Raw genomic sequence first — 14,589 nt, 5'->3', positions numbered from 1 at the left:
CGGCTTACATTCCGAGCCGCTATATATTGCCATTATCACGGCAAATGTTTTTCAGCCATTGGCTGAGGCACACATTACAAATGTGCGCCAGCGGAGGTACGGTTTACAAAGCTGCGCCAGTGAGGGAGTACTTTCAATTGCCAATTGATTCCATAACCTCAATAATGTCTCTATCAATAAGTTTTAATTCCTTCACTGCCGTTTCTATAAATTTTTTGTTATTTTTCATTCTTTTAACTTTTCTCAAAAGGCTTTTAAGTTTAGATGTAGTTGCTAAGTTTTCAATCTCAATTTTATCACCTCTTTGAATAAATCTGTTTGAAAGAATTTCTTTTAAGATTGAAATAAAAAGTAATTTTATTTTATCGTGTGTTTCTGTATGGATAATCCTTTCACATAAATAATTTAATGATTCAATTTCTGGCTTTGAATAATAAAAACTTCTACTTACAACAAAGCGAATCAATGAAATATATGATAAAGATTCCTTTTCTAACAACGCTATATTATGTGCTAAATCTTCTATATTTCGACTTCTAAGTTGGAAATAGAAAAAATATCCCATGAATGATCCCAGCGAATAAGAATCATATAAACTTGGATGATTTTGAAATATTTCTTCATGATTAAATAATCTGAGGTATTCAATTGTCTTTTCAACAAAAGTCTCTTGTTCTATTTCATCAGATATGTACGTTCTATCTATTTGGAATAAATATGGATCTTTTACTATAAAAGATTTATAATGCTCAGAATCTTTTATGAATTGGAAACCTATATTCACTTCAGCATATTTTGGACTAAACTCCATTTCGTTAATAAGAATATAATAATTTAAATTTCTATCTTTTTCTTCTATCTGGTTGAATGCAGTAATGAGTTTGGCCCCATGTTCAAATGTGAGTGCATTTTTAACTATCTTTTCAAATAAATCCTTTCTTTTTTGATCTATTTCAATAGTAGATATTAGATAAAAAATACTTTCCTTGTATAGCCTGATAACAATTTCAGAACTTACATTTATTATGTTTGGTACAATATAAATCAAAAAAGACAGTGAAAGACTACTTCCAATATGCTGAGCAAAAATTGAATCTATAATTTCAGAGTCTGGTTGGTCTTTATCAATCATATTAAGAAGAAGTTCCAATACAATAAACCAAAAAGGATTGTTAATATATTTCTTAATAATCTTATTACGTTCCTTTATGTTATGTTTCTTTTCAATGTTTGAATAAATCCAATATGCGGTATAATATTCAAGAAAAGTTTTATGTGTAAAATTGTTATCAAAGTAAATTGATCGTTTTTGGGCGTAGCTTAGAAACGAATCAGCCAATTGGTCACAATTGAATTCGTCAGCGACTTTTTTTCTGATGAGTGATTCTGAAACTATTTGTTTAGCTCTCTGATATGTTATATTAGTCTTTCTAGAACTTAACTGTTCATATTGCCAGAATGCTAAATCTGCAAGAATTGGTTCCTTTTTCTGTAATATCTCTTCACTTATTTTTAACTCTAAATTCTTACTCGCATCCCATTTATCAACTAAAGTATTGGTACAACTTTGATAAATTTCCAGCTTTGATTCAGGAATTTTTAGGTTATTCCTAAATAATATCACAATCAGTGACAACAGTAAAGGATTGGATAATAATTCTCCATCTACGTTGTTCATCTTAGAGATGAAATCCTGTGTTTCAATTTCTCTTATTTTTTCATCCTCTTCTTCAATATTGTACCATTTCTTTACATATTCTTCTACTTGTTTGGGATTGAATGGTAATATATTTAATTCACAGAATAATTTTTCATCCAATTTGACTTCGTTGTAACCGATAAATCTAGAAGTTGTGATCGATCTTATTTTTGGAAAAATATTATGAAAATTTTGGATATCATTTTTTATATGTCCTTTATCCGAAGCATTGAATATTTCGTCTAGTCCATCAAAAAATACAATTACTTTTTCATTCGAAAAAACAGAAAATAAATTTTCTTCCAAAATACTAGGGACCGAATATTCTTCTTCCAAAAGAACGGTTAAATACTTTAAGAGATTACCTCCTTTTTCTCTTTTATATGATAAATAATTCTTTAGTTCAATCCTAAAGGGTATATAAGATAATATTCGTTTGTTTGAAAATTGTTTTCGTTCATTATTTGCAATATGGCATACAACTGATTTTATTAATAATGATTTGCCTGCACCAGGACTACCTAATATCACATAATTATATGGCCTGTCAAATAAGTGCTCGTAAGATATTATAATTCCTTCACCAAACTCGTTTTCCTCATCAAAATACTTAATCTTACCATTCTTTTCTTTTTCAATATGAAACTTACTAATTAACCTTAAATTTGGTTTTACAAAGATTTTTTCTAAATCCTTTCTTTTTCCTTTCTTAATTGATGGATCGATACCGAGTCCGATAAAATTTAGAATTCCTAAATTATTTACAAGATTTTTAGTGTACAAAGACAAAAAGCTTTCTAAACTAAATTTGTTTTTAAATCTCTCTTGAAGGATATTCTTTATTTGATTTACTTCCTGTAGGGTCAGACTTGAATTTTTAGTGAGTTCATCTAAATCCTTAGAAATTCCTTTTACTGCGATAAACAACTCCTTGTTTGACAGAAGTGCCTGAAAATCTGGCTTAGAAGCTAAGGTATTCTTCAATTCTGAAACAAATTCAAGAATAAAGTCTTTAGGTAAAGTAGCCTCGTAAAAAGAATCTGAGATAATATCTAAGTTAATATCTTGGTTAACGAATAATAATTTACATAATTCGTCAAAAACTTCTTCTTGTGTAAAAAAATAACTTATCGAATTACCAAGTATATCTGGATATTTTTCTTCGAATTTTTTCGAAGTTTCGTTAACACAATGCAAAAATAGTTTATCAAACTTATCATCTTGTGTTAGTTTTGAATAAATATCTTCAAAACCTTTATCAGCTATCTTACTCCCTAACCATGTCGCAAACGAAATGAACAAAGCAGATTCTATAACCATATCTAAATGCTTTTATTGTAAATTAATTCTTAACAGGAAATTCCTATAAATCATCAGATACTAAAGGGTGAAAAAAATCTCTCGCTGCTGTTCGGTCACGGGGTATCACCACATTAATACCCACGAATTTAGCAAAAGTTTTTAAACATAAGATAACAGCAGAGGGAAAAGAGCGGAGGGCAGAGGGCGGAGCGCAAAGGGCAGAGAGCAAAGAGGAAAGGGTTCAGGGTTAAGTTTGCGGGGCAATTTCCAATATTCAATTCAGGATATCCAATTTCCAATTGGGTCGACAAACAAGCTCGCGGCTAAATAAAACAGATTGCTTCTCCTCTCCGTCGGCTGACGGATCGGATCGCAATGACATTTGTTATAAAGGGTGTCGGCAGCGGACAGTAAAAAATCATCTCCGAACCGAATATATCATTGTCCGCTGCATAAAAAACCTATCCATCGTCATCGCGATCCCGAACCCTCGGGAGAAGCGATCTCATTCCTCCGGCGGTAGACAATCTCCACTATTCAATGACGTTCGGGAGAACCGTTCTCTATGTGTCGCTACTCATAAAGAACGGTTCTTTATTCCCTCTAGTGATCCTTGAAATTCCATTTTGAATTGTCGCTGTTGGGGTCAAATTCAGCAAGAGTAGGTGTGCTGTCGCCAATCGATATCAATGCATACTTCTTGTCGGAATTTGGAACCACCTTTGGCATAATTCTGTAGGTTCCGTCGACCAACTGATCAATTCGCCACAATTGCTCGGGAGCAGCGGTAAATTCCGGAACTGTTATTACTTCGGCTTCAGCTGTTGCTGTCAGTGCCCGTTCGGTTCCTTCAATAACTATTTTATAGTAGGGACCCCCGGGATATCCTCCTGCACCGGGAACCGCTGTAATGGTCCATTTCTGATGTGGGCGGAACATGTAGTCGGATATTCTTACACCGATGTTTCCTGTTGGCCAAGTAGCAATTACATCTTCTAATTTTTGTGATTCAATGGGAAGTATTGGCTCATTATCCTCCTGACCAAATCGTCGGGGTCCGCGTGGCATACGCACAAAATCAACTTCCAATTCTAAGCCATAACCCCTGCGTTCCGATTCAATTTTGTAGGTACCTTCTTTGAATTTCTCACCTGCTACCGGCCAGTCGTTTTTCCACAACAAAGGACGAATGCCCAATACGCTGCGCCCGCCCTGGTCAAAATCGGCTTCGAAGTGACATGACATTTTTTCAACGCCCTCATCAATAATCCAACGGCCGAAGTGTCCGGGGCCGGTAACCCGGTTGTGTGCAGCAATAACCATTTTGCCACCTCCTTTTAACATTTCTCTTCCTACATTGTCAACATAAGGGCCGGTTATCTCCCTTGAGCGGCCAACAACAATATTATAGGTTGAGTTGGCACCATCGCAGCAGGTTCCGTGTGTACCCAGCAGATAATACCATCCGTTACGATACATCAGGGTTGTGGCTTCACAGTCAATAGCTATATCAATGGCTTCATTACCTTCAACACGTTCTCCTGTTTCGGGGTCAAGTTCAACCATTCTAATAAATCCGAAATACGTACCATAGGTACACCATAAGCGTCCCGTAGTTGGGTCAAGCAGCAGCCCGGCGTCAATGGCATCACAATCTTCCATGCCTTCCGATGATGCAACTTCAATGGGATCAGTAAATTTAAAATCGGGTGAATTTGGATCGAGGGTTTTGTTCCACATGGTAAGTATTCTCCCGTTGTGACCGCCTCCCAGGCCACCGCCGGTTGAACTATAGGCTACGAGATAACGGTCACCAATTTTCAGGGCATCAGGAGCAGCTCCTCTTCCGGGTCTTTCGGCACCTCCGTTCCATGTCCAGCCATCTTCTGATATTAATCCGCCTCCAAATGTGCCAAACGTATAGTACTTTCCTTCGCATTCAACAATTGTTGAAGGATCGTGTATAAATGGTTTCCCAACCTGAGCTGATATTGTTCCGGTTAACAGTAATGATAACAGGGCTATTGAGCCTACTATTTTTATTCGTTTCATAATAATTCCAGTAAAATTTTAATAGAATGACTGAATAATTTTATTCGCAACTTATGGTGATATTTTTTACCGGCTCCCCTTTTTCATCAAGGAAGCGAACACAGAAATCACTCATACCCGGGCCATTGATTACAACCCCGCGAATTATATTTTTCCCTTTGTTAAGTGTCAGGCGGGGCGATACACAATCGTCCATAACCATGCGCCTGTCACCTGAAAGTAATACGGCTTCTTCTCCGTTTAGCCACCACATGGATGCAGAATTTGAGCCCACTGCCATCCTTACATTTTTCATTTCCTGCGGACTGTTAACCACTGTTACAGCCCAAAATACCACACCGTAAATGGGTTTATTTAACCCGTAAGCGAAACGGAATAATTTTACATTAAACAGTTTACTATCCAGGGCATGCCAGGCTAGTTGCTGGTTTGCAACTGTTACTTTTTCACCATCTTTTGGAAGAATGGTAAACTGGTTCGGAAAATAAAGTGTATCAAAAGCTTCCCTTAGGTAACTGTCGGTGAAAACAGTATTCGTACGGTTTGGTTTGCTAATGGGTTCCAGGAGATTCCAACGTTGAATAAAACCATCGGCATCCGGGGTCTTAATTTCTTTTGTGGCCGGAACAAAGTATGCTTCAATGCTTCTTCCGGTAGTATCGCTTAGAGCGGGATCGTCCATTTGACGCCCTGTTGATTGGGCTTGTAAACCAAAAGCTCCCAAAATTAGGGCGCTAAACGCCAGTAAAAATGTTTTTTGTTTATTGTTCATAGTAGATTTTGTAGAGTTTCGAATTGTAGTCTTTTACATAGGAAAGATAGTTTTTGCTATACTAATAAAGGAATTTTCATTTTGTATTATGAACTATAACATAAATTTATTACAGAAATATCGCATTATTTAACTTTGCTCCCATTGCTTCTTGTTTCGTCCATCCCAAAAACACATATAGCTTAAGGGTTAATCTGTAATTACTGTCAGGGGTCAATTGCAAGTTGTTGTTGCGGATTTCGGGTGCCCGGGAGACGCAATCTCATATTGCCGGCATCAAATAATCTCGCGCTATTCAATGACTTCCGAGAGAACCGTTCTCTCTTTGTCGCTACGCATAAAGAACGGTTCTTTATTCCCTTACAACGCTATCGGCGATTTTTCCGCCGCTGCCGTTTTTTCTTCCATTTGGCCAGCATATCGCCTACTGAGAATTTCAGTAAGGATACCGAGGCAGCTTCGGTGCGTAATAGGCGGTTGTTTTCCTTCATGGTTTGGCTCACCCTGTCGGCTTCGGAAAAACCATCGCCTACCTTCGGCCTGGGGTCCCAGTCAATTTGTTCGATGTTTTCAAGGGCATTGTCGGCATCCGTCTTTTGTTCGGGCGAAACTGTTACCTCCTCAACATTTATACTCTCCGATTCGAGTGTCACCACCGGGTTCAGCAGCAATGCGTTGGCCGTTACCACTTTTCTGAAATACGAAATGTGCGAAAGAATCAATGAATCAGTCGGGAAGATCTGAATCGTAAAAACGCCGTTATTCAGCGTGATATCCTTTTCGTTGCTCACCAGGTTGATAATGTACACATCGGGAACGGGATTACCTCTTGCATCTACGATCTTTCCCTGAATGGTCATGCGTTTTTCCTGGGCGAGGGTACACAAACCTGATAACAATAAGGTTGCGAGTAAAAGGTGCTTCATAAGCTGGCTTTGTTTTTCCAAAGGTCAGGAATAAAGCTATTAACAGGCATCAAAAAAGATTAAACTATGTTAAGGAGGCGGAAGGCACGGTATTCAGTGTTCAATGTTCAGAGTTCAGAGTTCAGTGTCAGCCCGGCATGCGCCAGCAGACGTGTTCAGAGTTAGCCAAACAATTTTCAATATTGAATTCTGAATAGCCCATTTCCAATTTGGAAAGCCAAACAAGCTCGTGGCTCACTGCTCGAAGCTCGCGGCTAAATAAAAGAGATTGCTTCAGCTTTACAATCGCGCAACAGCGAGGCAGCGGGAACACGAATACCGGACTTTAATGGCTAAAGCCGGGGTTCACTAGTCTTGAATTACCCCGGGCTTAAGCCCGGGGTAAAGCAGAACTATGCTAAAACGGGCTTTAGCCCTTAATCGTAGTGACTGACATTTCCTAACATGCTTCCGACGCTTCCGTCCTGTGGGCTAATTCACACGATACAATCGTGCGAGAGCGGGGTCATCTCGAGGAATCCGTCAGCTGACGGAGACCGACGCGATCTCTACAGATCAGCAGCAAATAATTCCCAATATTCAATGCTGAATATTCAATATCCAATTTGGAACGAGACACAAGCTCGCGGCTCATTGCTCTAAGCTCGCAACTCTGAACTCTGAACTCTGAACTTATCTCTTTGAACATTGAACTTTGAACATTACTTTTGCACCGCAATGCAAAACATCTATCCAAATAATTTTGAGGCGAAAATTGGTTTCGACCGCATCCGTGAAATGCTGAGTAACAAATGCATCAGCACCATGGGAACGGAATGGGTGGAAGCGATGCAGTTTCAAACTTCGTACGAGGCCATTGCGCTGCAACTGGGGCTCACCGAAGAATTTTGCAGGATCGTACGCGAACACGATAATTTTCCTGCCGGGCACTATTACGACCTGCGCGAAGCACTGAAAAAAATTCGTATCGAAGGCCGTTTCCTCGAGCCCGTTGAGCTCTTCGACCTGAAACGTTCGCTGGAAGCCGTGCGGGCCATCGTTAATTTTTTTGCCAAACAGGAAGAGGAAGTTTTTCCGCGGCTAAAGGAAAAAACTGCCAACGTTCAGGTGTTCCCTTACATTTACGACCGCATCGACACCATCATCAATAAATTTGGAAAGATACGCGACAATGCCTCGCCCGAGTTGGCACAGATACGCCGCAGCATTTTTAATATGCAGTCGAGCATGTCGAAACGCCTGCACAGCATACTAAAACAGGCGCAGAAAGATGGCTGGGTGGATGAAGATGCCGCCGTATCCATCCGCGACGGGCGCGCTGTTATCCCGGTGCCTGCCGCCAACAAACGCAAATTGAAAGGCATTGTTTACGACGAATCGGCTACCGGAAAAACCTCGTACATCGAGCCTACAGAAATTGTGGAACTCAACAACGAGATCCGTGAACTGGAATATGCCGAACGCCGCGAAGTGATCAAGATCCTTACCAACTTTTCGAATGACATCCGCCCCTACCTCGACGAGCTGTTTTATTCCTACGACTTCCTGGGCGAAATCGATTTTCTGCGGGCAAAGGCTTTGCTGGCTGTCGAGTTCGATGCCATCAATCCTGAACTGCACGAGGAGTCGCTGATTGAATGGTACCACGCCATTCATCCGCTTTTGCAGCAAACGCTGCGCAGGGAAAACCGCAAGATCGTTCCGCTGGATATAAAACTCACCGACGAAGAACACATTCTGCTGATATCAGGTCCGAATGCCGGGGGTAAATCGGTGTGTCTGAAAACCACCGGTTTGTTGCAATACATGTTGCAGTGCGGTTTGCTCATCCCGATCAGCGAAGGCAGTAAAACAGGTATTTTCAATCAACTGTTTATCGACATCGGCGACGAACAATCGATGGACAACGACTTGAGTACCTACAGTTCGCACCTGATGAACATGAAACATTTCGTGCGTAATTCTGATGAAAAAACACTGGTACTGATCGATGAATTCGGAACCGGAACCGAGCCCATGCTGGGCGGATCGATTGCCGAAGCTATCCTCGACAAGTTGAACCAGCTGCGTACATTTGGCGTAATTACCACGCACTATACCAACCTCAAGCACTTTGCCTCATCGGCCGATGGGATTGTAAACGGCGCCATGCTGTACGATTCGCACCTGATGAATCCGCTTTTCAAACTGGAGATCGGGAAACCGGGAAGTTCCTTTGCTTTTGAAATAGCACGTAAAATCGGGTTGCCCGAAGACATTCTTGAAAAAGCCACCGAGAAGATCGGTAAAGACCATATTGATTTCGACCGCAACCTGCGCCAGATCGACCGTGACAAGCGCTACTGGGAAACCAAACGGATGAAGATCCGCAAGGTGGAAAAGATACTGGACAACACGGCGGAGAATTACCAAAGCGAGCTGGAAGAGATTCAGAAACAGCGCAAGGAGATCCTGAAAAAGGCGAAGGAAGAAGCTGATGCCTTGCTGAAAGACGTTAACAAACGCATCGAAAATACCATCCGTGAGATCAAGCAGGCACAGGCCGACAAGGAAAAAACCCGCGAAGCACGCGAAAGCCTGGATGCGCTGAAAAAAGAGGTTGGAAAAAAATCGATGGCCGATGACCAGCAGATTGCCGGTAAAATGGACAAACTACGTCAGCGCGAGTCGAACCGAAATAAACGCCGCCCCGAGGAATTTAAAAAGTCCATTCCGCAAGACAAGCTTGAAGAACGCATTGAACTGCGTCCGGGCGATAAAGTGCGTTTAAAAGGACAGGACACCATCGGCGACCTCATCGAAGTAAACGAGAAAAATGCCGTGGTTGCTTTTGGCCAGCTGATGACCACCATCCCGCGAAAAAACATTGAGCGCATCAGTAATAACGAAGCAAAAAAGCTCGACAAAACAAGAGGTGCACGTGCCACCAGGGTGACCGAAAATTTCTCGGAACGCCGCCTGACCTTCAAACCCGAGATCGATATTCGCGGGCAACGCGTTGACGAAGCCATTGCAAAGATCACCGAATTTATCGACGAGGCCATTATGTTCGAAGTGGGACAACTCCGCATCCTGCACGGTAAAGGACACGGCATTCTGAAACAAACCATCCGCGATTATTTGCGTTCGGAACCCATGGTTCGCAACTACAAGGACGAACATGTTGATTTTGGCGGCGCCGGGATCACGGTGGTAAACCTGGCATTGTAAGAAAAAGAAAACTGCATTTCTGCAGGTGAAACTGTAGCTCTTTTCCGTTTCAATTCAGTTTTATGGTAAATCAGAATTTTAAGAAAAGAATATTTCCTTTTTGAGGCGATAAAACAGATTGGTTTTTCTATTTTTAAAATCAACTTAAACCTGCTATTGTGAAAAACCTGATCTTATTACTTCTGGCTTCTCTTTTTTTTAATGCCTGCACAAACAAACAGTCTCCGTCCAAACCCAATATCGTAATTATATTGTCCGACGACCAGGCTTGGGGTGATCTGAGCATTAACGGAAATACCAATATTGAAACGCCCAATATCGACAAATTGGCGGAAACGGGAGTAACTTTCGACCGCTTTTATGTTTGTGCGGTGTGCTCGCCTACACGTGCCGAGTTACTTACCGGAAGGTATCATGTACGGGGCGGAGTATATTCTACCAGTTCGGGCGGCGAGCGCCTTGACACGGATGAAACAACCATTGCCGAAGTATTTAAAAGTGCGGGTTACGCCACTGCTGCCTATGGAAAATGGCACAACGGCATGCAGGCTCCTTATCATCCAAATTCACGCGGATTTGATGATTTCTATGGTTTTTGTTCCGGCCACTGGGGAAACTATTTTAGTCCGATGCTTGAACATAACGGCGACATTGTAAAAGGGAATGGTTTTACCATCGACGATTTTACCGATCACGGGCTGCAGTTTATGGAAGATCACAAAGATCAGCCCTTTTTTCTTTACCTGCCGTTTAATACACCGCATTCCCCCATGCAGGCTCCAAAAGCATATTGGGATAAGTTTGAGCACAAGGAACTATCGATGTTTCACCGCGATAAAGAAAAGGAGGACATCGATTTCACCCGGGCTGCGTTGGCCATGTGCGAGAATATTGACTGGAACGTTGGAAGGATAACCCGAAAAATTGAGGAACTGGGCCTGGCAGAAAATACCATCGTGATTTATCTCTCCGACAACGGGCCTAACGACTGGCGCTGGAATGGAGGAATGAAAGGTAAAAAAGGCTCAACAGACGAGGGTGGAGTTCGCTCTCCGATGATCATGAATTGGAGCGGCGTGCTGCCGAAAGGAAAAGTAATAAAACAGATTGCCGGTGCCATTGATTTGTTTCCCACACTCAGCGAGCTTTCCGGAATTGAACTGAATACTCCAAAACAGCCGGATGGGAAAAGCCTGAAAACCCTTTTACTGGATGAAAACCCAGAATGGGACGATCGAATACTGGTAAACTACTGGGCAGGAAAAACCAGTGTCCGGTCACAGAAATTCCGACTCGATCAGGAAGATCGGCTTTTTGATATGGAGAACGATCCCGGCCAATCCAAAAACGTGGCGCAAGAGTTTCCAGAAGCATTTAAAAGGCTTTCAACAGCAAAAGAATCCTGGAAAAAAGATGTTTTGTCAGAATTGGATCCATCTGTAAAAAGACCTTTTACCATTGGCCACACTTCGATGGAATACACCCAACTCCCGGCGCGTGATGCTGTTCCTCATGGAAATATACTGCGCTCGAATAAACACCCGAACTGCACTTACTTCACCAACTGGACCAATATAAATGATACAATTACTTTTGATGTGGAAGTGCTGAACAGCGGTACTTACGAGGTTGAATTATTTTATACCTGCCCTCCCGAGGATATTGGCTCTGCCGTTCGACTGAGTTACAAGGGTGCGGTCCTCGATTTCTTACTGAGTGAGGCCTTCGATCCGCCGTTGAAAAAAGACACTGATATTTATCCGCGAATGGAAGGGTATGTCAAAGATTTCAAAAGAACAAATATTGGAAGTATCCACTTAACGAAAGGAACGGGTGAGCTCAGCCTGCAAGCAACCAAAATACCGGGCAGGCAGGTGATGGATTTCAGACTTCTGTTGCTAAAAAAAATAAACGAGAACTAAACTTTTAGCGCAGTTGGCTCCTTATACCAGAACATACTTTCTAACAACGTAATTCGCAACATGAAAAAAGTAACAGGACTTGGCGGCATCTTTTTCAAAACAAAAGACCCGGAGCTTATGAAAGACTGGTATGCCAGGAATCTCGGATTGGTAACCAACGAATATGGTTCGGTGTTTGAGTTTCGCGAATCGGATAAACCTGAAAACAAGGCCTACTCGGTGTGGAGTCCGTTCAAAGAAGATACCGAATATTTTCAGCCTTCGGAAAAAGAATTCATGATCAATTACCGGGTTGAAAACATTGAAAAGCTGGTGGAAGAATTGCGGGAAGCCGGAGTTATCATCTGCGACGAAATTGAAACTTACGAATACGGAAAGTTTGTGCACATCCTCGATCCTGAGAACAATAAGATCGAATTATGGGAGCCGGTTGACCAGGTTTTTGAAAAGATGTACGAAGGAAAAACCACAAAATAATTATCTTGCGGGAAAGATTTTGCCATGAAGTCGAACCTGATTCTTTCCATCGTTTTCCTTTGCTTTACAACTTTGAATTTAGCTGCTGAAAATCGGGTAGCAAGCGACACGACTTACATTTTCCTAAAAGAATACGGACTTCAGCGTACGAAGGACAAAAACTGCATTAAATACATCAATAAGGCACTGGATGACGACCTGCTGAAAGACAATGCTCCGAAGGTCCTTGTTTTTCGACCCGGAGTGTATCATTTCTATCCCGATGGTGCAAAAACCAAGGTTTACTACGAATCGAACACCACTGATGTAAATCCGAAAGTATGCGCTTTTCTTTTTGAAAATGTGCATAACCTGACCATCGACGGACGCGGAAGCACGCTGATCTTTCACGAGCAGATGCAGCCGTTTACTTTCGACAATTGCAGCAATATTGTGTTGAAAAACCTGAGTATCGACTGGCAAAATCCGCTGATCGCCCAGGGCGAAGTATTGAAAGTTACAGATCATTACATCGATCTGGCCATCGATTTCAGGGAAACACCCTACCGGATTGAAGATGGCAAACTCTGGTTCGATGTAAACCGCAGCAAGAAAAATATCTGGCGAAGTACCATGGAGTTCGATCGAAAGGGGCGATACATTGTTCCTCAAACCGGCGACAAGGGTTGTTTAGGCGATCACTGGCAGGAATATGAAGCTGTAACCACCATGCCCGGAATCGTTCGGCTAAACAATCATTTTACCCGCCAACCCAAAGAACGTAATTTCCTGGTTTTACGCCACGCCGAGCGGGCCCATTCAGGCATATTTATCAACGAGTCGAAAAATGTGAAAGTGCAGAACATTAACCTGTATCATGCAACCGGACTGGGAATTCTGGCACAGTTTAGCGAAGACCTTACTTTCGATGCTTACCGGGCAGTTCCGAATCCGGGAAAAAATCGGTATTTCGGTGGTGGCGACGATGGCATTCAGGTGTCGAATTGCAAAGGCCAGATAAATATACAAAACTGCGAATTTGCCGGTTTGATGGACGATCCTGTGAATGTGCACGGCACCAGTGTCCAGATTCAGCAGATTGTTTCGCCAACACAGCTCAAATGCCGCTTCATGCATCACCAGAGTGTTGGCATGACCTGGGGACACAAAGGCGACAAGATCAGTTTTATCGAAAACGAGCGAATGAATTCTCTTGGGAAAGGAGAAGTCCTTGAATTTAAAACGATCGATAATGAGAATTTCATGCTGACACTGGCTGCCCCGGTTCCAAAAGAATTACAGGTGGGCGATGCGCTGGAAAACCTTACCTGGTCACCCGATCTAACTGTACGAAACAATCATTTCGGGAATTGCCGCGCCCGTGGACTGCTGGTTTCCACACCCGGGAAAGTGCTGATCGAAAACAATGTTTTTGAATCGAGCGGCAGCGCCATTCTGATTTCCGGCGATGCCAACGGCTGGTTCGAATCGGGAGCAGTTAATGACGTACTGATACAAAACAATACGTTTTCTGACCTCTGCAACACCAGCCCCTATCAGTTTTGTGAGGCCATTATTTCCATCTACCCCATCATCCCGAAACTCGATGACAGTGCACCTGCCTTCCATCGGAACATCCGAATTATAAACAATGAATTTCATCCCTTTGATTTCCCGGTGCTTTTTGCACGCTCGGTCGATGGCCTGGCATTCGAAGGCAATACATTAAGCCGTAGTTTTAATTTCGAGCCCTACCACGAACGCTTATATACTTTCAGTTTCGAATACTGCAAAAACATAAAGCTCGGAGGCAATCAACTGTCGGAAGATTTGCTTGGAAAAAACATTCTTTTAAAACAAACTCCCGGGAACGAGCTGCAATTGGATCAACCGGAAATATCGGATGTCGTGAATTATTAAATGTACTGCTTATCTTGAATGATTTTAAAATAGGCCATTTTTGATTAAAAAGCCCCGATTTCCTGGTTACCTTTCCTCGTTTAAGGGAATATATTTGTGAGTGGACGCAAAACTCAACTTATTTACAAAAAAATTGAACTTGGTTTTAAGCCAATATTTTTTGACGCTTTTTGAAATAGAACCCAACAAAAAAACCGTTCAGAATTGAACGGTTTTTTTTATTGTAATTATTGATAGAACTAATATGACGCTTTTTTTAGATGATTGACATTACAAACCCAAATATAAAACCAATCAGTTGTAGAAATCGTCCTACCAATATTTAATGAA

General features: G+C 41.8%; 8 protein-coding genes. 4 read left to right on the top strand and 4 right to left on the bottom strand.

Annotation, left to right across the window (positions count from 1 at the left end):
* Nucleotides 1-133 precede the first annotated feature (133 nt).
* The 4 genes from HFD85_RS04285 to HFD85_RS04270 form a co-directional block, all read right to left on the bottom strand.
* The gene (locus HFD85_RS04285; RefSeq protein ID WP_167605361.1) at nt 134-3,019 is read right to left on the bottom strand and encodes an NACHT domain-containing protein; all 2,886 of its coding nucleotides are present in this window, start codon (nt 3,017-3,019) and stop codon (nt 134-136) included.
* Nucleotides 3,020-3,604: 585 nt separating this feature from the next.
* Nucleotides 3,605-5,053, bottom strand: a complete 1,449-nt coding sequence (locus HFD85_RS04280; RefSeq protein WP_167605360.1) for a family 43 glycosylhydrolase — start codon at nt 5,051-5,053, stop codon at nt 3,605-3,607.
* A gap of 40 nt (nt 5,054-5,093) precedes the next feature.
* Nucleotides 5,094-5,825 carry an acetylxylan esterase gene (locus HFD85_RS04275; protein WP_167605359.1) on the bottom strand — a complete coding sequence of 244 codons (732 nt, stop codon included), beginning with the start codon at nt 5,823-5,825 and terminating at the stop codon, nt 5,094-5,096.
* A 368-nt stretch (nt 5,826-6,193) separates the two neighbouring features.
* Complete coding sequence (locus HFD85_RS04270; RefSeq protein WP_167605358.1) at nt 6,194-6,751, bottom strand: hypothetical protein; 558 nt, start codon at nt 6,749-6,751, stop codon at nt 6,194-6,196.
* A gap of 717 nt (nt 6,752-7,468) precedes the next feature.
* Here HFD85_RS04270 and HFD85_RS04265 point away from each other — a divergent pair.
* From HFD85_RS04265 to HFD85_RS04250, 4 genes are all read left to right on the top strand, one after another.
* A complete protein-coding gene (locus tag HFD85_RS04265) occupies nt 7,469-9,961 on the top strand; it encodes an endonuclease MutS2 (protein WP_167605357.1) in 2,493 nt (830 codons plus the stop codon).
* A 158-nt stretch (nt 9,962-10,119) separates the two neighbouring features.
* Entirely contained in the window at nt 10,120-11,883 is a 1,764-nt protein-coding gene (locus HFD85_RS04260; RefSeq protein WP_167605356.1) for an arylsulfatase, read from the top strand.
* Between the two features lie 60 nt (nt 11,884-11,943).
* Nucleotides 11,944-12,360, top strand: a complete 417-nt coding sequence (locus tag HFD85_RS04255) for a VOC family protein (protein WP_167605355.1) — start codon at nt 11,944-11,946, stop codon at nt 12,358-12,360.
* A 24-nt stretch (nt 12,361-12,384) separates the two neighbouring features.
* Nucleotides 12,385-14,259 (top strand): right-handed parallel beta-helix repeat-containing protein, encoded by a 1,875-nt coding sequence (locus tag HFD85_RS04250; RefSeq protein ID WP_167605354.1) that lies wholly within the window; start codon nt 12,385-12,387, stop codon nt 14,257-14,259.
* Nucleotides 14,260-14,589 lie beyond the last annotated feature (330 nt).

The sequence above is a fragment of the Maribellus sediminis genome, from assembly GCF_011799805.1.
In the GTDB taxonomy this organism is placed as follows: domain Bacteria; phylum Bacteroidota; class Bacteroidia; order Bacteroidales; family Prolixibacteraceae; genus Draconibacterium; species Draconibacterium sediminis_A.
This window is presented reverse-complemented; position numbering and strand designations above follow the sequence as displayed.